This window comes from Mycolicibacterium pyrenivorans, from assembly GCF_025821625.1.
GTDB lineage: Bacteria > Actinomycetota > Actinomycetes > Mycobacteriales > Mycobacteriaceae > Mycobacterium > Mycobacterium pyrenivorans.
On sequence record NZ_JACKSH010000060.1, the window covers coordinates 51,244 to 77,079 of the forward strand.

Annotated in this window: 17 protein-coding genes; 7 read left to right on the plus strand and 10 right to left on the minus strand. The window is 68.1% G+C overall.

The annotated features are described in order from the left end of the window. Positions 1–6 precede the first annotated feature (6 nt). From H7I57_RS08510 to H7I57_RS08530, 5 genes are all read right to left on the minus strand, one after another. Positions 7–1,572 (minus strand): AMP-binding protein, encoded by a 1,566-nt coding sequence (locus H7I57_RS08510; RefSeq protein ID WP_264022979.1) that lies wholly within the window; start codon positions 1,570–1,572, stop codon positions 7–9. Between the two features lie 9 nt (positions 1,573–1,581). Then, positions 1,582–3,096 (minus strand): aldehyde dehydrogenase family protein, encoded by a 1,515-nt coding sequence (locus tag H7I57_RS08515; protein WP_264022980.1) that lies wholly within the window; start codon positions 3,094–3,096, stop codon positions 1,582–1,584. A gap of 14 nt (positions 3,097–3,110) precedes the next feature. Next, positions 3,111–4,217: an NDMA-dependent alcohol dehydrogenase gene (locus H7I57_RS08520; protein WP_264022981.1), complete on the minus strand. Its 1,107-nt coding sequence runs from the start codon at positions 4,215–4,217 to the stop codon at positions 3,111–3,113. Between the two features lie 19 nt (positions 4,218–4,236). Continuing rightward, the gene (locus H7I57_RS08525) at positions 4,237–5,508 is read right to left on the minus strand and encodes a cytochrome P450 (protein ID WP_264022982.1); all 1,272 of its coding nucleotides are present in this window, start codon (positions 5,506–5,508) and stop codon (positions 4,237–4,239) included. A 151-nt stretch (positions 5,509–5,659) separates the two neighbouring features. Continuing rightward, on the minus strand, positions 5,660–6,961 hold the full coding sequence (locus tag H7I57_RS08530; RefSeq protein WP_264022983.1) for a sensor histidine kinase: 1,302 nt from the start codon (positions 6,959–6,961) through the stop codon (positions 5,660–5,662). Positions 6,962–7,040: 79 nt separating this feature from the next. On the opposite strand from H7I57_RS08530, the gene H7I57_RS08535 reads away from it, so the two are divergent. After that, positions 7,041–7,718, plus strand: a complete 678-nt coding sequence (locus tag H7I57_RS08535) for a response regulator (RefSeq protein ID WP_264022984.1) — start codon at positions 7,041–7,043, stop codon at positions 7,716–7,718. A 42-nt stretch (positions 7,719–7,760) separates the two neighbouring features. Here H7I57_RS08535 and H7I57_RS08540 read toward each other — a convergent pair whose 3' ends face one another. Both H7I57_RS08540 and H7I57_RS08545 read right to left on the minus strand, forming a co-directional pair. After that, positions 7,761–7,955 carry a ferredoxin gene (locus H7I57_RS08540; protein ID WP_264022985.1) on the minus strand — a complete coding sequence of 65 codons (195 nt, stop codon included), beginning with the start codon at positions 7,953–7,955 and terminating at the stop codon, positions 7,761–7,763. Between the two features lie 112 nt (positions 7,956–8,067). Then, positions 8,068–9,432, minus strand: coding sequence for a wax ester/triacylglycerol synthase domain-containing protein (locus tag H7I57_RS08545; RefSeq protein ID WP_264022986.1), 1,365 nt, complete (start codon positions 9,430–9,432; stop codon positions 8,068–8,070). 192 nt (positions 9,433–9,624) lie between these two features. Here H7I57_RS08545 and H7I57_RS08550 point away from each other — a divergent pair, with 192 nt between their 5' ends. Further along, positions 9,625–10,266, plus strand: a complete 642-nt coding sequence (locus tag H7I57_RS08550; RefSeq protein WP_264022987.1) for a hypothetical protein — start codon at positions 9,625–9,627, stop codon at positions 10,264–10,266. On the opposite strand, the gene H7I57_RS08555 is transcribed toward H7I57_RS08550, so the two are convergent. Continuing rightward, positions 10,263–11,678, minus strand: a complete 1,416-nt coding sequence (locus H7I57_RS08555) for a WS/DGAT/MGAT family O-acyltransferase (RefSeq protein WP_264022988.1) — start codon at positions 11,676–11,678, stop codon at positions 10,263–10,265. The two genes, H7I57_RS08550 and H7I57_RS08555, sit on opposite strands and share 4 nt — an antisense overlap. A gap of 204 nt (positions 11,679–11,882) precedes the next feature. Between H7I57_RS08555 and ppsA the strand changes: the two genes are divergently transcribed. From ppsA to H7I57_RS08580, 5 genes are read left to right on the plus strand one after another with little or no spacing between them, the layout of a single operon-like run. Further along, complete coding sequence (gene ppsA, locus H7I57_RS08560; protein ID WP_264022989.1) at positions 11,883–14,285, plus strand: phosphoenolpyruvate synthase; 2,403 nt, start codon at positions 11,883–11,885, stop codon at positions 14,283–14,285. Then, positions 14,282–17,959 (plus strand): trehalose-phosphatase, encoded by a 3,678-nt coding sequence (gene otsB / locus H7I57_RS08565; RefSeq protein WP_264022990.1) that lies wholly within the window; start codon positions 14,282–14,284, stop codon positions 17,957–17,959. The genes ppsA and otsB overlap by 4 nt, the downstream gene beginning before the upstream one ends. Further along, a complete protein-coding gene (locus H7I57_RS08570) occupies positions 17,959–19,593 on the plus strand; it encodes an NAD(P)-binding protein (protein WP_264022991.1) in 1,635 nt (544 codons plus the stop codon). Before otsB ends, H7I57_RS08570 begins: the two co-directional genes overlap by 1 nt. Continuing rightward, positions 19,590–23,162, plus strand: coding sequence for a pyruvate:ferredoxin (flavodoxin) oxidoreductase (gene nifJ / locus H7I57_RS08575; RefSeq protein WP_264023028.1), 3,573 nt, complete (start codon positions 19,590–19,592; stop codon positions 23,160–23,162). Before H7I57_RS08570 ends, nifJ begins: the two co-directional genes overlap by 4 nt. After that, a complete protein-coding gene (locus H7I57_RS08580) occupies positions 23,162–24,172 on the plus strand; it encodes a dihydroorotate dehydrogenase-like protein (protein ID WP_264022992.1) in 1,011 nt (336 codons plus the stop codon). Before nifJ ends, H7I57_RS08580 begins: the two co-directional genes overlap by 1 nt. Positions 24,173–24,248: 76 nt before the next feature. Here the strand turns inward: H7I57_RS08580 and H7I57_RS08585 are convergent, their stop codons facing one another. Together H7I57_RS08585 and H7I57_RS08590 are read right to left on the minus strand one after the other, a co-directional pair. Continuing rightward, positions 24,249–25,094 (minus strand): MlaE family ABC transporter permease, encoded by an 846-nt coding sequence (locus tag H7I57_RS08585; protein WP_264022993.1) that lies wholly within the window; start codon positions 25,092–25,094, stop codon positions 24,249–24,251. A 270-nt stretch (positions 25,095–25,364) separates the two neighbouring features. Continuing rightward, positions 25,365–25,835: a hydrogenase maturation protease gene (locus tag H7I57_RS08590; RefSeq protein WP_264022994.1), complete on the minus strand. Its 471-nt coding sequence runs from the start codon at positions 25,833–25,835 to the stop codon at positions 25,365–25,367. Position 25,836: the final 1 nt, after the last annotated feature.

Consider the following 25,836-nt stretch of genomic DNA (forward strand, 5'->3'; position numbering starts at 1 on the left):
CTCAGTTCAGCGGGCGGACGGTGCGGCAGCCGGCGCCGCGGTTTCCCGTCGGTAGCGGTCCCGCAGGGCGCCCTTGACGAGCTTGCCGGTTGGCGTGCGCGGTAGTTCGTCCACGAAGTCCACCGAGCGGGGCGCCTTGTAGTGGGCGACCCGCTCCCTGGTGTAGTCGATGAGCTCGGCGGCCAGCGCCGGTGATCCCGCCACCCCCGCGGCGAGCTGGACGACGGCCTTCACCTGTTCACCGAGGTCCGGGTGAGGAACGCCGATGACGGCGACATCGTGGACCGCGGGATGCAGCGCCAGCGAGTTCTCCACCTCCTGCGGATAGATGTTCACCCCGCCGGAGATGATCATGAACGACTTGCGGTCGGCCAGGTACAGGTAACCGTCCTCGTCGACGCGGCCGAGGTCACCGACGGTCGTCCAGCACGGATGGTCCGGGTGCTGCGCCTCGGCTGTCTTGGCGGGGTCGTCGTGGTACTCGAACGGCAGCTGATCGCGCTCGAAGTACACGGTGCCGACGTCGCCGACGGGCAACTCGCTTCCGTCGTCGTCGCAGATGTGCAGCACTCCGAGGACGGCGCGCCCGACCGAACCCGGGTGCGCGAGCCACTCGTCGGAATCGATGAAGGTCATGCCGTGCGCTTCGGTCGAACTGTAGTACTCGTAGACGATCGGTCCGAGCCAGTCGATCATTGCCCGCTTGACGTCGACAGGACAGGGCGCGGCGGCGTGGATCACCATCCGCAGGCTCGACAGGTCTCGGCGGCTACGGACGTCCTTGTCGAGCTTGAGCAGGCGCACGAACATGGTCGGAACCATCTGGGTGACGCTCACGCGATACCGCTCGATGCAGTTCAGCGTGGCTTCTGCATCGAAACGTGCTGTCAGAACCACGGTTCCGCCGAGGGCCTGCACCATTCCGCACCACCGCAGCGGCGCGGCGTGGTAGATGGGAGCGGGCGAGAGGTAGACGTCGTCGACCGTCAGGCCGTAGAGATGCCGAGCGATCGCCACGATCGGATCACCCGGCTCATCGACTCGACGCTCCGGGAGCGCGGGCTTGACACCCTTGGGGAACCCCGTGGTTCCCGACGAATAGAGCATGACCGCGCCACACGGCTGGTCGGCCAACCGCGGACCGGCTGCGGCGAGGGCGGCCTCGTAGCCTTCGAATCCCGGCACGTCGCCGCCGAAGGCCAGCCGTACCTCCGGGCCTTCGAGTTGCGCGGCGACGCCGGTCACCAGATCCGTGAGCGCGGCGGACACGATCAGTGCGCGCGCGCCGGAGTCGGCAACGATGTAGGCCGCCTCCCCCACGGTCAGATGGTTGTTGACGGCGGTGATGTACAGGCCCGACCGGTGCGCCGCCCAGTACACGTCGAACACCTCGGCAGCGTTGTCGGACAACAGCGCAACGACGTCACCGCGTCGCAGGCCGGCGTCGTACAGCACCCGCGCCAAAGCCGCCGAGCGGTCGTCGAGTTGACGGTAGGTCACCTGCGTCCCGGTCTCGGCGAGGATCACCGCAGGACGGTCGGGATCATTCTGCGCGTGGCTGCCCGGATACACGGCTCCCCTTCACGCCGTCGGCGCCGAGACGACGACCGCGTACGCCCGCTGCGACCGGTCGTTGGTCATGTCCACGTGGACGAACTTGGGCTCGGTGTACTCGTCGAGCGCATCGGGCCCGAGTTCGCGCCCGAGCCCACTCTGCTTCACGCCGCCGAACGGGTACATCGCGCTGATCATGTGCCAGTCGTTGATCCAGACCGTGCCCGATTCGAGTTGACGGGCGATCGCCAGCGCCCGCCGGTTGTCGCGGCTCCAGACTCCGGCGGACAGGCCGTACTCGCTGTCATTGGCGATCGCCACCGCTTCGGCATCGTCGGCGTAGGAGATGACGACCAGCACCGGCCCGAAAATCTCCTCCCTCGCGATGCGCATGTCGTTCGTCGCGCCGGTCAGGATGGTCGGCGCCACCCAATGCCCCTGTGCCAGAGCGGGATCCGCGGGAAGCTCACCTTGGTAGGCCAGGCGGCACCCTTCTTCCTGTCCCAGCGCGACGTACTTCTCCACTCGCGCCTTCTGCTTCGCCGAGATCAGTGGGCCGAGGTCGGTGGCGGGGTTCATCGGGTCACCCATCACCACGGTGCGTGCCCGCGACACCAGCAGCTCGACGAACCTGTCGTGAACGGACTCGTGCACCAGCAGTCGGGTGCCGGACTCGCAGGCCTGCCCGCTCATCAGGAGGAACCCGAACAGTGTCCCGTCCACGGCCAACTCGAGGTCGGCGTCGTCGAGGACGATGTTGGCGCCCTTTCCGCCCAGCTCCAGGGTCACCTTCTTGACGTTGTCGGCGGCCGCCCGCAGCACGGTCTTGCCGACCTCCGTGGAACCGGTGAACGCGATCTTGCGCACGTCGGGGTGTTCGGCCAGGCGCGCCCCGACCACGGGACCGGGTCCGGTGACGACGTTGAGCACACCTGGTGGAAGCCCGACTTCGTCTGCCGCCCTGGCCAGTTCGAGCAGCGTGAGAGGAGTCTGATCGTCGGGTTTGAGCACGATGGTGTTACCCGCGGCCAGTGCCGGGCCGAGCTTCCACACCGCGAGCAGCAGCGGGAAGTTCCACGGCACGATGCCGGCGCAGACCCCGATGGGTTCCCTCACCAGCAACCCGGCGGCCAATGTCGGCGCCTCGATCAGCGGACCGGTCGTCTCGAAGCCATACGATCGGGCCAACGACGCGAAGTACTTGAGGTGGGCGATCGCGTAGCCGATCAGGAACGCGCCCGCTGCGCGGACGGTGGCACCGTTCTCGTTGACCTGAAGTGCGGTCAGTTCGTCCGTCCGGGTGGCGAGACGGTCGGCGATCGCATCGAGGATGTCGGCGCGCTCCCCCGGTGTCATCGAGCGCCACGTGCCTGCGGCGTGCGCCGAGCGCGCCGCCTCGACGGCGTCGTCGACGGTGCTCAGGTCGCCCTGCGCGACGGTCGCGATGAGCTCGTCGGTCGCAGGCGAACGCACCTCCAGCGACGTCGCCGCGTCACGCCATCTGCCGTTGACGTACATCTGGTAATGCGGAATCGTCGTCATCGAAAAGCTCGCTTTCAGAAGCGGATCAGGCCACGGAGGTTCACGCCGTTGTGCATGTCCTCGTAGCCCTGGTTGATGTCCTCCAGGCAGTACTCGCGGGTGATCAGCTCCTCGAGCTTGAGCTGCCCGGACCGGTGCAACTCCAGCATCCGCACGATGTCGTGACGCGGGTTGGACGACCCGAACAATGATCCACGGACCTGCTTCTCGTACAGGGTCAGGTCGAACAACGACATGTCGACGGTGGTGTCGGTCGGATGCGGGATCGCCGTCATCACGACCCTGCCGCGCTTGCCGACCAGGCTCAGGGCCTGGGCGACGTAGGCGCCCTCACCGCTGTCGGTGGACACCACGCACACGTCGGCAAGCTCGCCGCGGGTCACCTCGGTCACCAGCGCCAGGGCCTCCTCGACGTCGGCGGCGGTGTGGGTCGCACCGAACTCCAGGGAGCGGGTTCGCTTGTATTCCACCGGGTCCAGCGCGATGATGTTGCGCGCGCCGGCGATCCTGGCACCCTGCACGGCGTTGATGCCGATGCCACCCACGCCCATCACCACGACGGTGTCGCCGTCGCGGGTCTCCCCGGTGCGCACCGCGCTGCCGTAGCCGGTGGTGACTCCGCATCCCACCAACGCGGCGGTGTCCAACGCCGTGCCCGGATCGACCTTGACCACCGACGCCATCGGCACCACGGTGTACTCCGAAAACGTTCCGAGAACGCACATCTGGCTCAGTTCCTGGCCTCTGGCGTGGAAGCGGAATGTCCCGTCCAGTTGCGGTCCGGCGACGATCGCCGCACCGAGCACGCACAGGTTGCTCATCCCTCGAGCGCACGGCGTACACCGCCCGCACGCGGGGATGAAGCTCAGCACGACGGGGTCACCCTCGGCGACCTCGGTGACGCCCTCGCCGACCTCGACCACGACACCCGCACCCTCGTGCCCACCGACGACCGGCATGCGCATCGGCATGTCACCGGTGACCAGATGGTCGTCGGAATGGCACAAGCCACTGGCGGTCAGCTTCACCAGCACCTCAGCCGCCTTGGGTCCGTCGAGCTCGACCTCCTCGACCTCCCACTTCTGGTGAAGTCCCCACAGCACTGCGGCTTTCGTCTTCATGGTGTCGATGTCCTTTCGGTTAGACGCGTTCGGGAGTCCAGGTGGCGGGCAGGCTCTTGATGCCGTTGATGAAGTTCGCCACCAAGAAACCCGGCTCGGGAGCTGAGATGTCCGGAATCCGGGTGTAAACCTCGGTGAGCAGTGATTTCAACATGGTGCGGGCCAAGGCGGCGCCCAGACAGAAGTGCGGGCCGCCACCGCCGAAGGCGATGTGCGGGTTGGGGTTTCGCAGGATGTCGAAGGTGAAAGGCTCGTCGAACACGTCCTCGTCGCGGTTGCCGGAGATGTACCAGAGCACAACCTTGTCGCCGGCCTTGATCTCCTTATCGCCGATGACGAAGTCCTGGGTGGCGGTGCGTCGCATGTGTAGCAACGGTGACGCCCAGCGGAGCACCTCCTCGACGGCGGTGCCGATCCGGCCGGGGACGTCGGCCACCAACAGGTCGCGTTGTTCGGGGTACTTCGACAGCGCGTAGATCGCGTGGGCCGAGGCGTGGCGGGTGGTGTCGTTGGCGGCCACGGCGAGCAGCACGAAAAACGCCCTGAGTTCGTCGTCGGTCATCTTCTTGCCGTCGAACTCGGCCTGCACCATCCAGGTCAGCAGGTCATCACCGGGGTTGGCGCGGCGCTCGGGGATCAGCTGCGACGCCACCTCGTGGAGTTCCATGACAGCCCCGCCGAACAGTTCGAGGCCGGAGCGCCCCGCGCAAACCTCTGGGTCGGGCCAGCCCAGCAGCCGCTGCGCGGCGTCGATCGTCTTCTCGTGGATGTCACCGGCCGGCAGGCCGAAGAAGCTTCCGAATATGCGCCCGGGCAGTTTCACCGAGACCAGGTCGACGAAGTCGCCCTCACCGAGGTGCGACATCTCGGAGATCAGGTCGCGGGCGTGGCCCTGGATCCAGCCCTCCAGCCGGCGCATGTTCTTTGGCTTGAAGGCGTCCATCGTGATGCCGCGCAACTGCGTGTGCCGAGGGGCGTCCATCGCGATGAACGACTGCGCCACCTCGATCATCTCGGGTGCGAAGTCCTCCATCGTGATCCCCTGCGCCGACGAGAACACCTCGGGATGCCTGCTGGCCATCCGGATGTCCGCCTGCTTGGTCAGCGACCAGAACCCCTTCGTGTTCAGCTCCGGTGGCAGCAGATCGGATTCCGCGGGCCTGCTCCACGACACCGGGTTCTCTCGGCGGAGCACGGCGAACGCTTCGTCGCGCTCTTCGGGTGGCTTGGCCCAGAACGACCGGGCCGACAGGTCGATGTCCTTGTGGGTGGTGGCGATGGCGGTGCTCATCGGAGTCCTTTCAGGCGGCGTCCGCGCGGTGTGTCACGGCTCACCGTGCGGTTATCTCCATGGTGGGCGCCACGTCGCCCGAATACGCCTGACGCGCGGGCCAATCACCGGCCCGGACGGGCCAGGTCATGGATCGCGAAGGTCGTGCTCGTCAGTCGATCGGCACGCGGAAGGTTGCGGCCAGTCCGCCGCCGTCGCGGGCGGAGAAGGCCAACGTGCCACCGAGCGCATCGATGATCTGCGCCACGATCCACAGGCCAAGGCCCGCGGTGCCCCGCCGGTCGCTCAGGCTGACGAACTTCTCGGTCAGCTCCCCCAAATGCTCCTGGGGCACACCGGGTCCGCGGTCCAGCACCGAGATGGTCAGGACATGGCCGTCGCGCACGCACTCCACGTCGATCGGCAGCCCGCGGCCGTGCCGGGCGGCGTTCTCCAGCAGATTGGTCAGCACCCGCCGCAGACCCTGCGCGTCGACCTGGACTTCGGACACGTCACCGGTCACCGCGACCTGCAGCCGCGGCGGTTGCACTCCGGCCGCGTCACCTGCCTCACCGATGAGGGCACCGATGTCCACCCGGCGCACTTGGCCGGACGCGAAGGCGGGTCGACGGCTCAGGGCGACATCCGCCAGCGCATCGAGCATGTCGGACAGGTGTCGCGCGTGCCGACCGGCGAGCCCGATCGCGGTCTCGCGGTCCGCCGGATCCATCGGCGACGAGGTGTCGGTCAGCGCACCCGCGAGCGCATCCAGCGAAGCCACCGGCGTGCGGAATTCGTGAAGCAGCACCTGCAGCCCCTCCTGCTGGTTCTCGTAGGAGCGCAGCAGGCGGGCTCGCAGATCGCGTTCCTCCTCGGCGGCGGCATGCTCGGCCTCGGCCTCGACCAGCGCGCGCACCCGGGACCGGTGTTCGCGTTCCGCCAGCAGCGACAGCCCACCGGTGAGCACCGCGATGAACACCAGGTACAACGCCCACCACAGACCCTGTGCCGGCGGCGTCAGCGCCGCTCCGGAAACACCGCCGGAAGCGAGCACCACCAGCACGTAGGCGGCGCCCACCAGCACCGCAAGGACCAGGCACTCGACGAAACTGAGCCGCGCGGCCGACGCGATGACCACCAGCACCAGCACCACCACCACCGGGCTCGCCGCCCCACCGGTGAGTCCGATCAGCGTCAGGGTGACCGATGCGTCCACCGCGGACACCAGCCACGAATAACGAGTCCGCCGCACCTCGAACCGGGGCCGGGCCATCAGCAGGCCGGCATACGCCAGCGCCACCCCAAGCACCACGGCGGTCACGCCCCAACGCTGTCGCAGCCAATCCGGGCCCGTGGCCACCAGCACCACGATGGACAGCACGACGGCGACGCGCACCGCGACCACCACGCGGGCCAGGCCATACCCGTCCCCGTCGGGCACCACCAGCGACCGGAGCCGACGCACGTTGCTCATCGCCCGACCCTAAGCACCGACGCGGACCCGGTGTCCGATTCGTCGATCATCGGCGTCACCTCCGATTAGCCTCGGGTCGGTGAGCCAGACGCCGTACGTCGTCGTCATCGTCGACGACCACGAGCTCTTCGCCGAGGGTCTCGAGCTGCTGCTGACCCGGGACTGGGGTGGGCTGTTCGTCATCGGCGGCCGCACGACGTTCGTCGAAGAGGCCGCCGAGCTGGCCACGTCGTGCGACGCCGACCTGGCCGTGGTCGACCTCTCGATGCCGCCGCTCGGTGGAGTCGCGGCCATCCGACACATCAAGGCCCGCCACCCGCGGACCCGGATTCTGGCGCTGTCGGGCACCGACGACGTTGAACTGGCCCAGGAGGCGTTGCGGGCAGGCGCCGAGGGGTTCCTGCCGAAGACGGTGCGCCCCGAGGCGCTGGCGGCGCCGTTGTCGACGATCGCCGCCGGGCTTCGGGTGGTCGACCCCAAGGTGCTCGATGCCCTGCTCAGCGGTACCCGCAAGCCGTCGGCCGCGGTGCTCAAGGCACTGACCCCGCCGGAGGTGAAGCTCTGGGCACTGCTGTCGACCGGCATGGAGACCGCCGACATCGCCACCCGGATGGTGGTCTCGGAGCGCACCGCCAAGCGGATGGTGGCGTCGTTGCTGCACAAACTCGGGGTGACCAGTCGTATCGCCGCGGCGGCACTGGCCGGGCAGAGCGGGCTTCTCGACGATCTGGCCGAGCCGGACTCGCGGGCGCACTGAATCTTTCGCGCACGGCCTTCGCGGTCTTTCGCGCAGGAGCAGTCAGTCCTCGATGTGCAGCGCCTGCGCCGGACACATCGCCGCGGCACGCACCACCGCGTCTCTTTCGCTCGGTGCTGGATCGGCGTCGAGGATGACGACCTGTTCTGCGCCGTCGGGAAGGTCGAAGACATCCGGCGCGGCCAACAGGCATTGGCCGTGGCCGGCGCACAGGTCGTAGTCGGCGGTGATGTGCATGGGTCCTCCGAGCGTGGGTCTTGACCCCACTATGTCGCCGATCGCCGGGACATCGGCGGGCCATCGGAGCCAACCTTGGCCCGCCCGTGCCATCCGCGCGCCCGGTCAGGTGTCAGCGGTGCCGAGGCAAAACCTCGTCGAAACCCGCGACGAGGCTGTCGTAGAACACGTCGTAGTCGGGGATCGCGCCGGTGTCGACGTCGATACCCAGCGAGCACACATCCACATACGTCAACAACGTGACGTTGACGGCCGAGCCGATGGTCGGACCGAACCCGTACTGGGTCAACACCTTTGCCCCGCCGAGGAACACCGGCACCGGAATCCCCGGCACGTCGCTGCACAGGAAGTCGACGTTGCGCAGGATCGAACCGATGTACCACCGCGGCATCATGTTCAGCGCACCGGCGATCCACTGGGTGTAGGGCAGTGACTTCTCCTGACGGACCCTGACGGTGATGTCGTGGATGCGGCGGATCCGCTCCGCCGGGTCGGCGATGCCCACCGGCACGTCGAACCGCATCAGGGTGATCCGGTTGCCGCCTATCTCGTCGCCCTCTTCGCGCAGGCTCATCGGCATCGTCAGGTGCAGGTCGCCGACCGAGACGTCGTGGTGTTCGTGATAGCGGCGCAACCCCCCTGCCACACCGGCGACGAATGCGTCGTTCAGCGCACCGCCGCCACGGTGGGCGGCCGCCCGAAGCCCGCCGAACGGCACGTCCAACACCCCGAGTCGGCGGATCAGGCTGCGCTTGTTCATCAGCGGCGAGCCGGTCCGCGTCACCGGGCGCACCGTCCGGTACACCGACGCAGCCAGCCCGGCGGCCGACGACACCGTGTCCACTGGCCGCAAGATGCTGCGGGACAACAGTTTCGGGGCCATCTTCACGGCGCCCATCACCGCGTCGCTCATCAGGCGTGCGTCGTAGCGTGCGGTGTCCCGGTAGCCGCGCAGCCACGGCGGTGGGGGCACTTCGGGCAGTTCGGCCGCTGGGCCGTGCCGCTCGGGGACCTCCGACAGATCGAACAGAATCATCCCGATCTGAATGCCCCCGACGCCGTCGGTCAGCGCGTGATGGAACTTGAGGACCATCGCGGCGCGGTCGTCCTCGAGCCCGTCGATCAGCGTGGCCTTCCACAGCGGACGGGCCCGGTCGAAGTCCTCCATCGCCGCGAGCCGCGCCATCTCGAGCACCGTGTCGAAGGTGCCGGGTGCGGGTGCTCTCACCCGGCGCATGTGGAAGTCGATGTCGAAGTCGGGGGCGGGCTCCCACCTCGGCGGCGCAGGGGGCGGTGACGGCACCACCCGCTGGCGCACCATCGGCACCTTGCGGGAGATGAGCTCGAAGCGACGACGGACCTCGTCCCAGTCCGGCGACCGGTCGAGCAGGATGACGGTCACCACGGTCGAACGTAGCCGGGGATCGCTTTCCATCGCCCACGTGAACGCGTCGCTGTTGCGCATGAACTCGGTCATTTGTGGTCAACATAACGACTGCGCCGCGCGCCGGCACCACCTTTGACAGACCGGTGACCTTGGTCCCGCCGATCGGGGGCGTTGGTCGCATTCGGCAGCGGGGCCGGACATCTCCAAACAGGTGCCGCCCGGTCGTCGGGGCGAGGACCATGGACCCTAGGTTTGACCGGCGCACCAGGCGACGGTTGCATCATGACCACATCCGATGCCGTCGCGCTTCTCATCGACTCGGCAATGCCCACGTTCGACGCCGTGATCGCCGAACACACGGTCGTAGCAGCCGATCCGGCAACGACCTTTGCGGCTGCACGCAACCTCGACCTTCTCACCGTCCACTCGCCGCTTCTGGACCTGTCGATGTGGCTGAGAAGTCTGCCCGCCCGACTCTCCGGCCACGCCGCGCCGCCGCTGCCCAGGCTCGTGATCGACCCCGAGATGGGCCTCCCGGGCTGGACGTTCCTCGGTGAGCAACCGAACCGCGAGGTGACCTTCGGCGCCGTCGGAAGATTCTGGCAGCCCAACATCGAGTGGCGTGACGTCTCCGCCGCCGACTTCGGGAACTTCGACGAACCGGGTTGGGGCAAGATAGCGGCGAACTTCTCCGTGCTGCCGTACGGCACCTCCGCAACGCTGCTCACCTACGAATGCCGAACGGTGACAACCGATCCGGACTCACGCAGGCGCTTCCTGCGTTACTGGCGGCTGATCCGGCCGTTCGTCGGGCACATCCTTCGGGCCACGCTCGCCCAGATCGCCGCGAACGCCGAAGCGGACTCGGCGCCCGGCACGCCGCCGCCCGGGCGTCGGCGGGGGCGCGTGTTCTCGTCTCGTTAGGACGCCGGCGGATGTTTCGCCGGTGCGTCCACGGAGGTTGTGCTCCCCCGGGAACGGCCCAGCGCCGCCAGGTGCTCTACTGCGTCCTCGATCCCGCGGGCGAGCGCGTCGACGTCGGGAGCGCTGTCGAAGTCTGCCGTGATCCCGAACGAGAACCTGCCGGCGTAGCTGACCATCGCGATGCCGGTGCGCAGGTGAAGCGCGATCGGCGGGATGGGCAGGATCTCCAACACATTCCGGCCCAGCACCCGTTGCCGCCCGCGAGGGCCCGGCACGTTCGTGGCCAGCGCTGCCACCGACTTCTGCGGCAGCCGGGTGAGGAGCCGAATCGTCCACGCCGAGATGACGAAGGGCAGGTTGCCTGCGGCGGCGAACAGGGCACTGCCGCCTTCGCGTTGACCACTCCCCTTGGCTTGGGCCAGCCGCCGGTGCACGATCTCCAGCTGCCTGACCGGGTCGGGTTCGTCGACCGGCAGCAACGGCAGCATCGCCGACACCCGATTGTCCGTGACGTCGAAGTCGCCCACCGAGCGCATCGACACCGGAACCAGCGTACGCAACGCGTGGGGTCCCGGCGTTTCCCCGCGGTCGAGCAACATGGCGCGGTAACTGCTGGTGATGGCCGCCAGCGCCACGTCGTTGAGCGTCACGTCGAAATCGCGGGCCGCCCCTTTCATGACGGCGAGATCCACCGATGCCGCGCTGTAGCGGCGCATCCCGGCGACGGGTCCGTTCAGCGACGACTCCTGGCCGGCGGTGAGCACGTGGGCGGTCAGCTCGGCCGCCCCGACCACGGCGTGTTCGGCGGCGCTACCGGCGGCGAGTGTCGCGCGCCACGCGTCGCCCATCCAGGTCAACGGGTTGAGCCTCGGCCGCAGCAGGCCCAGGATCGACGGGCTGGATTCCCGGGCCGCACGGATGTCGCCGGCGAAACTCTCACCGGCGCCGTCGTCGCTCAACCTGGCGAGCATCTGCGCGGTGGCGATGCCGTCGGCGATGCAGTGGTGGATCTTCATCACCGTCGCCCATCGATTGCCGCCAAGTCCTTCGATGATCCAGCACTCCCACAGCGGCCGGTCGCGGTCGAGCCGCCGCCCCATGATGTCGGCGATCATCGTGAACAGTTCGGCGTCACCGCCCGGGTGCGGCAACGCGGCGCGATGCAGGTGGTGTGCGATGTCGAAGTGCGGGTCATCGACCCACTCGGGCGCGCCGAGATCGAACGGCCGCGTGTGCAGGACCTGCGTGCAGCGTGGGATGCCCTGTGTCCGTTCGGCGAACACCGACAGGAGATCCCCGTAGTCGGGAGCCGGACCCTCGATGATCGACACGGCGCCGACCGCGAGGCTCACGTGCGGATCGGAGTCCTCGGCCTGCAGGAAGCTCGCGTCGAGCGCGGACAGATGCTCCATCCCTCGACCTTGCACCTTCGGCTGGTCGCCGCGGCAGGGTCTCAAGTCCTCAACTCATGGGGACAACGTCGCGGGCGACGCAAGGGCGCGGTGCCACAGGGTCACGGGCTCACGGTGACCTTGGACCCTGGATGTTCACCGGCCGCTGTGGAACGTTGGGGAGGTGTCGCGGCATCGGTGCCGCGCTCCCCGAGAGGACATGTCATGGGTGGGTCTGGATACGTTCGGTTCTTCGAGGACTTCGGCATCGGGGACGTGCCGCTGGTGGGCGGAAAGAACGCCTCGCTGGGCGAGATGCTGCAGAAGCTGTCCGGCCAGGGTGTGCGCGTCCCGCGCGGATTCGCCATCACCGCCGCCGCCTACCGGCACATGCTGGACGAGGCGGGCGCCTGGGACCGCCTGCACGCCGAACTCGACGACATCGACCCCGCCGACGTCGCCGCGCTGGCGCGCAAGGCCAAGCGGGCCAGGGAGATCGTCTACGGTGCCGGCCTCCCCGACGACCTGGCCGCCGAGATCCTGGAGGGCTACCGCGCGCTTCAGCGCGAGTACGGCGAGGAGGTGAGCCTGGCGGTGCGCAGCTCGGCCACCGCCGAGGACCTGCCGACGGCCAGCTTCGCCGGTCAACAGGACTCCTACCTCAACATCAAGGGCGAGGAGAGTCTGCTCGACACCTGCCGACGTTGTTTCGCAAGCCTTTTCACCGATCGGGCGATCCATTACCGCATTGATCAGGGTTTCGACCACTTCAAGGTTTCGCTGTCTATCGGCGTGATGAAGATGGTGCGCTCCGACATCGCCTCGTCCGGGGTGATGTTCTCGATCGACACCGAGTCCGGTTTCCGCGACGCCGTCTTCGTGACCGGCGCGTACGGCCTCGGCGAGAACGTGGTGCAGGGCGCCGTCGACCCCGACGAGTTCTACGTCCACAAGCCGACCTATCTCGAGGGTCATCGCGCCGTGCTGCGCCGCCTCCTCGGTGACAAGGCCGTGAAGATGATCCTCGTCGAGGGCGAGACGAAGAACACGACGCGCAACGTGCCCACCCCGAAGGCCGACCGTGCCCGGTTCTGTCTCGAGGACTCCGAGGTACTCGAACTCGCCGGCTACGCGTGCGCCATCGAGAAGCACTACGGCAGGCCGATGGACATGGAGTGGGCCAAGGACGGCCTCGACGGCAAGCTCTACATCGTCCAGGCGCGTCCCGAGACGGTCGCGTCCCAGCACAGTGCCACGGCACTGGAGAGCTACGTGCTGGAGGGCCGCGCCGAGGTGCTCGCCGAGGGCCGCTCGGTCGGGGAGCGCATCGCCTCGGGGTCGGTGAAGCGCATCGAGCACCTGTCCCAGCTCGCGGACTTCCGGCCCGGCCAGGTGCTGGTCGCCGACACCACCACCCCGGACTGGGAACCGGTCATGAAGACCGCGGCGGCGATCGTCACCAACCGCGGCGGGCGGACCTGCCACGCGTCGATCATCGCCCGCGAACTCGGCATCCCCGCCGTGGTCGGCACCGGCGACGCGACCACCAGCGTCCCCGACGGGGCCATGGTGACGATCTCGTGCGCCGAAGGCGACACGGGCAGGGTGTACGACGGCGCGGTGGGCTTCCACATGGACCGCACCGAGGTCGGCGACATGCCCCGGCCGCGCACCCAGATCATGCTGAACCTGGGTAACCCCGACCTCGCGTTCAAGACGTCGTTCCTGCCCAACGACGGTGTCGGACTCGCCCGGATGGAGTTCATCATCAGCGAGTACATCAAGGTCCACCCGCTCGCGCTGTTGCATCCGGAGAAGGTCGACGACCCCGAGGCGCGAAGCATCATCGACCGCCTCACCGCCGGCTACCCCGACGGCGCCACCTTCTTCGTGGAGCGTCTCTCCGAGGGGATCGGCACCATCGCCGCCGCCTTCTGGCCCAAGCCCGTGGTGGTGCGGATGTCGGACTTCAAGACCAACGAGTACGCCAGCCTGGTCGGCGGGCGCGGCTTCGAGCCGTCCGAGAGCAACCCGATGATCGGGTTCCGCGGCGCGTCGCGGTACGCCCACCCGGCCTACGCCGAGGGCTTCGCGCTGGAGTGCCGCGCGATGCAACGCGTCCGCGACCAGATGGGCCTGACGAACGTCGTGCTGATGATCCCGTTCGTCCGTCGGGTCGCCGAGGCTGACCTCGTGCTGAAGACGATGGCCGACCTCGGGCTCGAGCGCGGTGAGAACGGCCTCGAGGTGTACGCGATGTGCGAGATCCCGAACAACGTGATCCTGATCGACGAGTTCGCGAAGCGTTTCGACGGCTTCTCCATCGGCTCCAACGATCTGACCCAGCTGACCCTCGGGGTCGACCGCGACAGCGAGGTCGTCGCCTTCGACTACGACGAGCGCGACGAGGGCGTCAAGGAGATGATCCGGCTGGCCGTGGAAGGCTGCCGCCGCAACGGTATCCACTCGGGACTGTGCGGTCAGGCCCCGTCGGACTACCCGGACATGGCCGAGTTCCTCGTCCGGCTCGGCATCGACTCGATGAGCCTCAATCCCGACACCGTCGTGAAGACCACCCGCCAGGTGCTGGAGCTGGAGAACCAGCTGATGGACTCGTCTGTGTCATGAAGCTCCCTGTCACCATCGATCCGCGCTACCACGACGCGGTGCTGCTCGACCTCGACGGCGCGCTGACCAGCGAGGTGCCGCTGTTCGGCGCGACGGTCGACCTGGCGAGGAAATTGCAGGGCATCGGGGTCGCCGTGGCGGCCTACTCGTCGAATCCGCAGTGCCGGCAGGCCCTGAAGGCCGCCGGGATCGAAGACCTGTTCGGCGTCTGCATCGACGGGATCGCAGGCGACCGCGGCACGGCCGAGAACCCCGATCCCGCAGTACTTCTCGAAGTCGTCGGCCGTCTCGGGGTACGACCGCAGCGCTGTGTCGTCGTCGAGAACTCCGCGGCGGGTGTGGCGGCGGGCCGCGACGGAGGGTTCGCGCTCGTCGTCGGCATCGACGGGGCGGGGACTGCTGACGAATTGACGCGCCACGGTGCCGACGTCGTGCTCGATGGCCTGGCGGACATCGCCGTCCGCACGGGCGACAGGAGGATCTCGGCACTGCCGAATGCACTGGCGTCCTACGGCCAGTTGATCGGCGTCACCAGCGCGCGCGAGTCGATGTTGTTCCTGGACTACGACGGCACGCTGTCCCCCATCGTCTCGGACCCCGCTGCGGCCCGGCTCGTCGACGGTGCCGCCGAGGCACTCGAACTCGTCTCCGGGGTGTGCCCCGTGGCCATCCTGAGCGGGCGCGACCTCACCGACGTCAGTGCCCGGGTCGGCGCGCCCGGCGTCTGGTATGCGGGCAGCCACGGCTTCGAGTTGACGGCACCGGACGGCACCTATCACTGCAACGACGAGGCCGCGGTGTTCGTCCCGGTTCTCGAGCAGGCCGCTGCCGAGTTGAACCAGCGCCTGGTCCAGATCGCGGGAGTGCGTGTCGAGCACAAGCGCTTCGCCGTGGCGGTGCACTACCGCGAGGTGGCACCGGAGCGAGTCAGTGAGATCATCTCTGCCACACATCAACTCGGGTCGCGCCTTGGCCTCCGGGTGACCAGTGGGCGGATGCTCGTCGAGTTGCGGCCCGACCTCGACTGGGACAAGGGCACCACGCTGGCCTGGATCCGCGACCGCATCGACCCCTCCGGTTCCCTGCTGCCGATCTACATCGGCGACGACCTGACCGACGAGGACGCCTTCGATGCGGTCAGCTTCGACGGCATCGGGATGGTCGTCCGACACGACGAGGATGGCGACCGCAAGACGGCTGCGCACTTCTCCCTGCAGAGTCCGGATCAGGTGTGCGAGTTCATCCAACGCGGTTCCCGGTGGCTGGCCTACAAGCGCCAGGTGTCGGGTGAGGCGTGGGACTACGTCTTCGACGGTTACGACCCGCAGAACGAGAAGCTCCGTGAAGCGTTGTGCACGTTGGGAAATGGCTACTTCGCCACCCGCGGCGCCGCGCCCGAGGCGAAGGCCGGACAGGTGCACTACCCAGGCACCTACGCGGCCGGGGTGTACAACCGCCTCGTCGACAACGTGTCGGGGACCGAGATCGACAACGAGAGTCTGGTCAACCTGCCGAACTGGCTTTCGCTGACCTTCCGTGTCGACGGCGGCCGCTGGTTCGACATCGACGCCGTCACCGTGCTGTCGTACCGGCAGACCCTCGATCTCCGCGGAGCGGTGCTGACCCGGGAGGTCCGATTCCGCGACGACGCCGGCCGGACGAGCTCACTGACGCAACGCCGGTTCGTGGCCATGCACCTGCCCCACGTCGGCGCGCTGGAGACGACGGTGCGCGCCGAGGACTGGTCGGGAACGATCGAGTTCCGCTCCACGCTGGACGGCAACGTGACGAACTCACTGGTCGAGCGGTACCGGGAGCTGGCCGACGAGCACCTGAACGCGGTGGACGTGCGGGAGATCGCCGACGACTCCGTGCTGCTGACCGTGCAGACCACCCAGTCCCGGGTCCCCGTCGCGATGGCGGCGCGAAACACCGTGTGGCGCGACGGCGAATCCGTCCCGGCGACCTTCTCGTTGTTCGAGCACGATGCCGAGATCGGCCACGACATCGCGGTGCGGCTGTCGACCGGGGACGCCGTGACGGTCGAGAAGGTCGTCACCGTCTACACGGGGCGCGACGTGGCGACCTCCGAACCGGGTGTCGACGCGCAGCGCTGGGTCGCCCGGCTCGGCCGGTTCAGCGAGGTGCTCGACGGACATCTGACCGACTGGACGCACCTGTGGGAGCGGCTGTCCATCGAGTTCGACGACTTCACCGACGAGGTGCGGATCCTGCGCCTGCATATGCTGCATCTGCTGCAGACGGTGTCACCGAACACCGCCGACCTCGACGTGGGGGTGCCGGCCCGCGGGTTGCACGGTGAGGCGTACCGCGGCCACATCTTCTGGGACGAACTGTTCATCTTCCCGGTGCTGAACCTGCGGGTGCCGATGATCACCCGGTCCCTGCTGGGGTACCGCTACCGGCGGTTGCCGGAGGCCCGCCACGCCGCCCTCGAGGCAGGCCATTCGGGCGCGATGTTCCCGTGGCAGTCCGGCAGCGACGGCCGCGAGGAAAGCCAACGGCTGCACCTCAATCCGCGCAGCGGCCGGTGGAACCCGGACGCCAGCGCCCGCGCGCACCACATCGGCATCGCCGTCGCCTACAGCGCGTGGAAGTTCTACCAGGCCACCGGCGACCTCGCCTACCTGATCGACTACGGCGCCGAGTTGATCGTCGAGGTCGCCCGGTTCTTCGTCAGCCTGGCGACCTTCGACGAGGACCGCAGACGCTTCGGCATCAAGGGCGTCATCGGGCCCGACGAGTTCCACTCGGGCTATCCCGACGCCCCCTACGACGGCATCGACAACAACGCGTACACCAACGTGATGGCGGTCTGGGTGATCATGCGTGCGCTCGATGCCCTGAACCTGCTGCCCCTGCCCAACCGGCTCGATCTGCTGGAGACACTGGGGTTGCACAGCGAGGAACTGGCGCACTGGGAAGACGTCAGCCGGCGGATGTTCGTCCCGTTCCACGACGGCGTCATCAGCCAGTTCGAGGGTTACGGCGAGCTGGCCGACCTCGACTGGGACCGCCTCCGCAGGCAGTACGGCAACATCCAGCGCCTGGACCGCATCCTGGAGGCGGAGGACGACGACGTCAACCGCTACAAGGCGTCCAAGCAGGCCGACGCGCTGATGCTGCTGTATCTGATGTCGGCGAACGAGCTGCGCGAGCTGCTCGACCGGCTCGGCTATCGCTTCCTGCCCGAGCAGGTGCCGGAGATGGTGGACTACTACCTGGCCCGCACCTCCCACGGATCCACACTCAGCAGCGTCGTGCACACCTGGGTGCTGGCCCGCGCCAATCGCGAGCATGCCCTTGAGTTCTTCCAGCAGGCGCTGAAGTCGGATGTGTCCGACATCCAGGGTGGTACCACGTCCGAAGGTGTTCACCTGGCGGCCATGGCAGGCACCGTCGACCTCATGCAGCGGTGCTTCACCGGGCTCGAGACCCGGTCCGACCGTCTGATCCTGTCCCCGTACTGGCCGGAATCGCTCGGGGTGCTGGCGATACCGATCCACTACCGCGGCCTTCACCTGCATCTAAGGGTCAGCGGAAAGGGCGTGATCATCAGCGTGGATCCGCGCCATGCGGCCGGCATCGAGGTGGAGTGCCGCGGTCAGGTCGTCCAGCTGATGCCCGGCACCACCGTCCGGTTCCCGGGTTGATGGTGGCCGGCTTCGACGACGTCACGCCGCTCGCGGACCTCGCGCACGGCCGTTCGCTGGCCGGCCCGGTGCGCGACCGCCGGCCGGTGTACGTCGATCTGCTGCCGCCCTGCAATGCCGGCTGCCCGGCCGGTGAGAACATCCAGGCCTGGCTGGCGCACGCGACCGCGGGGCGCCACGAGGCTGCGTGGCGTCAGCTCGTCGCGGACAACCCGTTCGCCGCCATCCACGGGCGAGTCTGCTATCACCCGTGTGAAACGGTCTGCAACCGAGTCCATCTCGACGCCGCGGTGTCGATCCACTCCGTGGAGCGGTTCCTCGGCGACCTCGCCAGGGAGCGGGGCTGGATGTTCGACGCCCCGCCCGTGCGCACCGGCAAGCGGGTCCTGGTGATCGGTGCGGGGCCCAGTGGTCTGTCCGCCGCCTATCACCTGGCGCGCCTCGGCCACGAGGTCGAGGTCCGCGACGCGGGCGCCGTACCCGGCGGGATGATGCGGTACGGCATCCCCGGCTACCGCCTCCCCAGGGACGTGCTGGACGACGAGCTGAACCGGATCGCGGCGATGGGCGTGCGGCTGACGGTCGACCACCGCGTCGAGGATCTCGCCGCCGAACGGGACGACGGCGCGTTCGACGCGGTGTTCGTGGCCATCGGCGCGCACCTGGCGAAGCGCGTCGACATCCCGGCCCGCGACGCCGGGCCGATGGTGGACGCGGTGTCGTTCCTGCGCAGCGTCGCCTCCGGCGAGGAGCCCGTGGTCGGCCGTCACGTCGCCGTCTACGGTGGCGGCAACACCGCGATGGACGCCGCCCGCGTCGCCCGCCGCCTCGGCGCCGAGGACGCCGTGATCGTCTACCGCCGCACCCGCGACCAGATGTCAGCGCACCCCGAGGAAGCCGAGGACGCCGAACGCGAGGGGGTGCGGATCAACTGGTTGCGGACGATCACCGCCTTCGACGGCCCCGAGATCCGGGTCGAGGTGATGGAACTCGACGAATCGGGTTACCCGCGTCCGACCGGGCGTTTCGAGACGCTGGCCGCGGACACACTGATCATGGCGCTGGGTCAGGAGACGGAGTCGGCATTCATGCGGACACTGCCGGGTGTCGAGTTCGACGCCGACGGCAGCGTCCGTGTCTCGGCATCACTGATGACGGGCTGTCCCGGTGTCTTCGCCGGCGGCGACATGGTGCCCAGTGAGCGCACGGTGACCGTCGGTGTCGGCCACGGGAAGAAGGCGGCGCATCACATCGACGCCTGGCTGCGCGGATCGCAGACGGAACCGCCGCCCAAACATCCGACGGCGACCTTCGACAAACTGAACCTCTGGTACTTCGGTGACACCGCGCCCCGCCGCCCGCCCGAACTCGACGCGACGGCGCGGGTGCATGGTTTCGAGGAGGTCGTCGGTGGCCTGTCCACCGACGAGGCGGTCTACGAGGCGGGCCGGTGCCTGTCGTGCGGCAACTGCTTCGAATGCGACGGCTGCCTGGGCGCATGCCCCGAGGACGCGGTGATCAAACTCGGTGTGGGACGGAGGTATCGGTTCGACTACGACAAGTGCACCGGCTGCGCCGAATGCGCCGATCAGTGCCCGGTGCACGCGATCGAGATGTTCGGAGAGCCGACCTGATGCGCGCCACGATGGACGGCAATGAGGCCGCGGTCTCGGTGGCCTACCGCCTCAACGAGGTGTGCTGCATCTACCCCATCACCCCGTCGTCGCCGATGGCCGAGCTGGCCGACGAGTGGTCGAGCGCGCAGCGGACCAACGTGTGGGGCACCGTGCCGACCGTCGTCGAGATGCAGAGCGAGGGAGGTGCGGCGGGCGCGCTGCACGGGGCTTTGCAGGGTGGCGCGCTGACCACGACGTTCACCTCGTCGCAGGGTCTGCTGCTGATGATCCCGAACATGTACAAGATCGCCGGCGAGCTGACCTCGGCCGTCATCAACGTCGCGGCGAGATCGCTTGCCGCGCAGGGATTGTCGATATTCGGGGACCATTCCGACGTGATGGCGGTGCGGCAGACGGGGTTCGCGCTGCTCGGGTCGGCCTCGGTGCAGGAAGCCCACGACCTCGCGCTGGTCGCGCAGGCGGCCACCCTCGCGACCCGGATTCCCTTCGTGCACTTCTTCGACGGATTCCGGACCTCCCACGAGATCAACACCATCGAGACGCTGTCGGACGACGACCTGCGGTCGATGGTCGGAGAGGACCTGATCTGGGCGCATCGCGAAAGGGCGCTGTCCCCCGAGCGGCCGTTCATCCGCGGCACCGCGCAGAACCCCGACGTCTACTTCCAGGCGCGCGAGACGGTCAACCCGTTCTACGCGCGGGTCCCGGGAGTGGTCGAGGACCTGATGGCCCGTCTCGGCGAGCGCACGGGCCGGGCGATGCACATCGTCGAGTACGCCGGACATCCCGAGGCCGAACGCGTGTTGGTGCTGATGGGATCCGGCGCGGAAACGGTCAGGCAGACCGTCGCCGCCCTCGTCGAGCGCGGTAAGCGCGTCGGCGTCGTGCAGGTGCGCTTGTACCGACCGTTTCCCGCCGCCGCGTTCCTCGGCGCGCTCCCGGAGACGGTGCGCACGATCGGCGTCCTGGACCGCACCAAGGAGCCCGGTTCGATCGGTGAGCCGCTCTACCTCGACGTGGTCGCCGCGCTCGCGGGCGGGTGCGCGGACGGTGAGCGCGCGGGCATGCCGCGCGTGACCGGTGGGCGATACGGCCTGTCCTCCAAGGAGTTCACCCCGGGCATGGTTGCCGGGGTGTTCGCCGAACTCGCGCGCGAGCAGCCGCGGCGGCAGTTCACCATCGGTATCGACGACGACGTGTCCGGGACGAGCGTGGACTACGACCCGGTGTTCGACATCGAGTCACCCGGCACCGTCCGTGCCGTGTTCTTCGGACTGGGTTCGGACGGAACCGTCGGTGCGAACAAGAACACGATCAAGATCCTCGGGGCCGAGGAGGGCCTGCACGCCCAGGCCTACTTCGTCTACGACTCCAAGAAGTCGGGGTCGCAGACCGAGTCGCACCTGCGTTTCGGGCCGAATCCGATCCGGGCGCCGTACCTGGTCTCCGGAGCAGATTTCGTCGGCTGTCATCAGTTCCGTTTCCTCGACAAGATCGACGTGCTCGGCCGGGCCGCCCATGGCGCAACGCTGCTGCTGAACTGCCGGCTGCCCGCCGCCAAGGTGTGGGACGCGCTGCCCCGCCATGTCCAGGAACAGATCCTGGACAAGCGGATCACGCTCTACACCGTCGACGCCGACCGGATCGCCCGCCAAGCCGGTCTGCCCGGACGGATCAACATCGTGCTGCAGACCTGCTTTTTCGCGATCTCCGACGTGCTGCCCCGCGAACAGGCCCTCGCCCGGATCAAGGAGTCGGTGCGCAAGACGTACGGCAACCGCGGCCCGGAGGTGCTGGCAAGCGAACTGGCCGCGGTGGACGGCGCCGTGGCCGGGCTGCACCGGATCGAGGTGCCGGCGTCGGTCACTTCCGACCGGGTGCCGCCGCCACCGGTGCCCGAGTCGGCTCCGGAGTTCGTCCGCACCGTCACCGCCGAGATGATGGCAGGCCGCGGAGACGCGCTGCCCGTCAGCGCACTGCCGGTCGACGGCACCTATCCCAGCGGCACCACCGCCTACGAGAAGCGCGGTATCTCCGAGCTCGTCGCGGTGTGGGACCCCGACACGTGCATCCAGTGCGGCAACTGCGGTTTCGTCTGCCCGCACAGCGTGATCCGCTCGAAGTTCTACGACGGGTCGCAGCTGGCCGGCGCTCCACCGGATTTCGACTCCGCGCCGCTGGATGCCGTCGGCCTTCCCGATTCCAGGTTCTCCCTGCAGGTGTACGCCGAGGACTGCACCGGCTGCGGCCTGTGCGTCGAGGCCTGCCCGGTCGTCATACCGGGCGCAGGCGTCACCAAGGCGATCAACCTCGAGCCCGCGGAGCCGCGGGTCGTCACCGGGCGGGAGAACATCGCGTTCTTCGAGTCGCTCCCGGCCACCGAGCGATCGAGGGTGGACTTCGGCACCGTACGCGGGACCCAGTTCCTGGAGCCGCTGTTCGAGTTCTCCGGTGCCTGCGCCGGCTGCGGTGAGACGCCTTACGTCAAGCTGCTCTCCCAGCTGTTCGGCGACCGACTGATGGTCGCCAACGCGACGGGCTGCTCGTCGATCTACGGCGGCAGCCTGCCCACCACACCGTGGACCACCAACGCCGACGGGCGGGGTCCGGCCTGGTCGAACTCCCTGTTCGAGGACAACGCGGAGTTCGGGCTCGGGCTGCGGCTTGCCGGCGAAGCACACGCCGGCCTGGCCCGGCGACGCCTGACAGAACTGCGAGACACCCTCGGCGGCGAGTTGGTGGACGCCATTCTCGATGCGCCGCAACGGCGGGAGTCGGAACTGGCCGCGCAGCGGGAGCGGTTGGCCGAGCTGAAGAACCGCCTCGACGGCCTCGACCCCGCCATCACCGCGGACCTGCTCAGCGTGGTGGACCACCTGGTGCGGCGCAGCGTGTGGATCGTGGGCGGTGACGGCTGGGCGTACGACATCGGCTCCGGCGGGCTCGACCATGTGCTGGCGACCGGGCACAACGTCAACGTGCTGGTGCTCGACACCGAGGTCTACTCCAACACCGGCGGCCAGATGTCCAAGGCGACCCCGCTGGGCGCGATCGCGAAGTTCGCTGCCGCAGGCAAGACGGTGCCGTTGAAGGACCTCGCACTGCAGGCGATCGCCTACGGAAACGTCTACGTCGCCAAGGTCGCGATGGGGGCCGACCCGCAGCAGACGCTGCAGGCCTTCCGCGAGGCGGAGGCGTACGACGGGCCGTCGCTGGTGATCGCCTACAGCCAATGCATCGCGCACGGCATCGACATGCGCCTCGGGATGGATCAGCAGTACCGCGCCGTCGCCAGCGGGCATTGGCCGCTGCTCCGCTATGACCCGGTTCTGCGGATGGCCGGGGAGAATCCGTTCCTGCTCGATTCGCACCGGCCGCGGATCCGGCTCGAGGACTACCGCAGCCGGGAACTGCGGTACCGCGCGCTGGCGAACGCCGATCCGGTCGAGTACGAACGGCTGCTCGCCATGTCCGAGCAGGCGATCGAACAACGCTGGAATGTGTACGAGGACATGGCCTCACGCGGCGCAGACCATTTCCACCCCGACGCTCGCAAGGAACGCTGATGGACCTGTCCACCCGATACCTCGGCCTGAACCTGAGCAACCCACTGGTGGCCTCGGCATCCCCGATGTCGCAGACCGTCGACGGTGTCCGGCGCCTGGCCGACGCCGGAGTCTCTGCTGTGGTGCTCTACTCGCTGTTCGAAGAGCAGGTGCGCCGCGAACGCGAGCAGAATGCGCGGCTGGCACGCGCAGGCACCGAGAGCTACGCCGAGTCGCTGTCGTACTTCCCGGACGCCGCAGGCGCGGACCACGGCGCACGCCGATATCTGAGCCTGCTCGAACGCGCGGCCGAGTCCGTCTCGGTCCCGGTCATCGGCAGCATCAACGCCAGCACCCCGGGCAGCTGGGCCGCCTACGCCCGGGCGATGCAGGAATCCGGCGCGGCCGCAGTCGAATTGAACATCTATACGCTGCCCGGCGATCCGCACATCTCCGGCGCGGAGGTCGAGCAGCGTCACCTCGACATCCTGGCTCAGGTCAAGGACGTGGTGACCGTGCCGGTGGCGGTGAAGCTCAGCCCGTTCTTCAGCGCGACCGCTGACATGGCCCGGCGCCTCGACCTGGCAGGCGCGAACGGGTTGGTGCTGTTCAACCGATTCCTGCAGCCCGACATCGACACCGAGACGCTGGCCGTGGCGCCGGGGGTCCTGCTGTCACGCGCAGCGGAGGCGCGGTTACCGATGACGTGGATCACGTTGCTGCACGGGAGGATCGACGCCTCGCTCGCCGCGACGACCGGCGTCGAGGGCTCGACCGAGCTGATCAAGTACCTGCTGGCCGGGGCGGATGTGGTGATGACCGCGTCGGCGCTGCTGCGTCACGGCCCGGACTACGCCGCCGTGCTCCTCGACGGGCTGCGTGACTGGATGGCACGCAAGGGATACGCCAGCATCGACGAGGTCCGCGGGCTGCTCGCGGTTCCGATCGGAACCGATGAGGCCGCACACGAACGCGGCGACTACGTCAGCGCGATGCGGCGGGCCAACAGCGCCGAGTACGGGCCGTGGTGATGTGATCCGTTTCATCCGTGGCGCCGGCCCCTCAAGCATGTCGATCAGGACGCGACCCGCCTAACTGTGATGTCACCTAGCCTGCCAGATCGAAGTTGCCGCCCGAACCGTAGACGGCGAGCGAGACCACCAGGGTGACCGACACCACCACGACGAGGGACGTTCGCACCGCGTCACCCGTCGCCACGCCCACACCGGCAGGACCACCGGATGTGTTGTAGCCGAAGTATGTGTGTATCAACAGGATTGCCACTGCCATCAGGATGGCTTGGGCGAAGGACCACAACAGGTCGATCGGGTTGAGGAACGTGGCGAAGTAGTGTTCGTAGAGACCTGCCGACTGCCCGAGGAGTACCACGGTGGTGTATTTGCTCGCCATGAACGACAGGATGACGGCAATGGAGTACAGCGGCGTGATCGCGACCATGCCGGCGATCAGCCTGGTGCTGACCAGAAACGAGATCGGGCGAATCGCCATCGCTTCCAGCGCATCGATCTCCTCGTTCGTCCGCATCGCGCCCAGTTGTGCGGTCACGCCCGCGCCGAACGTCGCCGCCAGGCCGATGCCGGCGACAACGGGAGCAGAGATGCGGACATTGATGAAGGCTGCCAGGAAGCCGGTCAGAGCCTCGATGCCGATGTCGCCCAGGGAGCTGTAGCCCTGTACCGCCAGTGTTCCGCCGGTAGCCAGCGTCAAGAAGCCGACGATGACGAGGGTTCCGCCGATCATCGCCAGGGTGCCTGCACCCATGCTGATCTCGGCGATGAGCCGGACGATATCCTGCCGGTAGTAGCGCAAGGCGTAGGGAACACCTGCCGCCGCCTTGGCGTAGAACACCGCCATGTCACCGATTCGGCCCAGGGTGGCGATGGGCCGTTCCAGTTCACGGATCAGCCGCGGACTGACTGCACGCAGCGTCATGGCGTCGTCCGGCGGATCGTCACATCGTCACTGCCCCTCCTTGGAGGCGACCACCCCGTCATCGTCTCGAGCCTGGGCGATACCGTCCTACGGTCCCCCTTCTCGGAGGCACCCAATAGGGTCTTTCGACTCGGCCGCGCGAGTCTCAGGGCACTTCGGCCGAGCACCGGAGATCAATCTGCGCGCCGACACGAGCGCGGCATTTGCCGATGCCGGCGGCGACGGCCGCGGCGATCAGGTCCGGGTGGTGACGAAATTGTCGTCACCCGGTCACAACCGATGCTCCCCAAGAAGATGGGCCGTCGCCGCGTCCAGGTTGCGCTGCGCCGCCGGTGTCAAACCGATCTCGAGGTCGAACTCGAACCCCCTGATTGCGAGGACGTGCACCTCCGGCAGGCGGTGGAAGCACTGCTGACAGGTCGCCATGATCGCGGGGATGGAGATGGCGTGCGAGGTGAACGTGAAGTCCATCTTCGGTGCCGCGCGGCCCAAAGTGAACGACGTGACCGTCTGGTCCTTGGTGGCGTCGATGAACAGCACGCGCTCCTTGGTGCTGATCAGGTCGGCGTCCTCGATCAGCAACTGGTAGTTCCGCTGCCGCTGCGCGTTCGCGCACCTGCCCTGCGCATCGAGCCAGTCGATGAAGGCCCAGCCCAACCCGTCGTCCTGCCTGCCCGCGTTGCCGATCCCGTAGATCAGGCAGGTGTCGTCGTCGAAGTCCTCGAGCGTCACCGACGACATG

Excerpts from the sequence above, each read along its gene's own strand:
- H7I57_RS08515 (WP_264022980.1), bottom strand. The coding sequence starts at position 3,096 with ATGACGACGATTCCGCATTACCAGATGTACGTCAACGGCAGATGGCGT.
- H7I57_RS08520 (WP_264022981.1), bottom strand. The coding sequence starts at position 4,217 with ATGAAGACGAAAGCCGCAGTGCTGTGGGGACTTCACCAGAAGTGGGAG.
- H7I57_RS08525 (WP_264022982.1), bottom strand. The coding sequence starts at position 5,508 with ATGAGCACCGCCATCGCCACCACCCACAAGGACATCGACCTGTCGGCC.
- H7I57_RS08530 (WP_264022983.1), bottom strand. The coding sequence starts at position 6,961 with ATGAGCAACGTGCGTCGGCTCCGGTCGCTGGTGGTGCCCGACGGGGAC.
- H7I57_RS08540 (WP_264022985.1), bottom strand. The coding sequence starts at position 7,955 with ATGCACATCACCGCCGACTACGACCTGTGCGCCGGCCACGGCCAATGC.
- H7I57_RS08545 (WP_264022986.1), bottom strand. The coding sequence starts at position 9,432 with ATGACCGAGTTCATGCGCAACAGCGACGCGTTCACGTGGGCGATGGAA.
- H7I57_RS08550 (WP_264022987.1), top strand. The coding sequence starts at position 9,625 with ATGACCACATCCGATGCCGTCGCGCTTCTCATCGACTCGGCAATGCCC.
- H7I57_RS08555 (WP_264022988.1), bottom strand. The coding sequence starts at position 11,678 with ATGGAGCATCTGTCCGCGCTCGACGCGAGCTTCCTGCAGGCCGAGGAC.
- ppsA (WP_264022989.1), top strand. The coding sequence starts at position 11,883 with ATGGGTGGGTCTGGATACGTTCGGTTCTTCGAGGACTTCGGCATCGGG.
- otsB (WP_264022990.1), top strand. The coding sequence starts at position 14,282 with ATGAAGCTCCCTGTCACCATCGATCCGCGCTACCACGACGCGGTGCTG.
- H7I57_RS08570 (WP_264022991.1), top strand. The coding sequence starts at position 17,959 with ATGGTGGCCGGCTTCGACGACGTCACGCCGCTCGCGGACCTCGCGCAC.
- H7I57_RS08580 (WP_264022992.1), top strand. The coding sequence starts at position 23,162 with ATGGACCTGTCCACCCGATACCTCGGCCTGAACCTGAGCAACCCACTG.
- H7I57_RS08585 (WP_264022993.1), bottom strand. The coding sequence starts at position 25,094 with ATGACGCTGCGTGCAGTCAGTCCGCGGCTGATCCGTGAACTGGAACGG.
- H7I57_RS08590 (WP_264022994.1), bottom strand. The coding sequence starts at position 25,835 with ATGTCGTCGGTGACGCTCGAGGACTTCGACGACGACACCTGCCTGATC.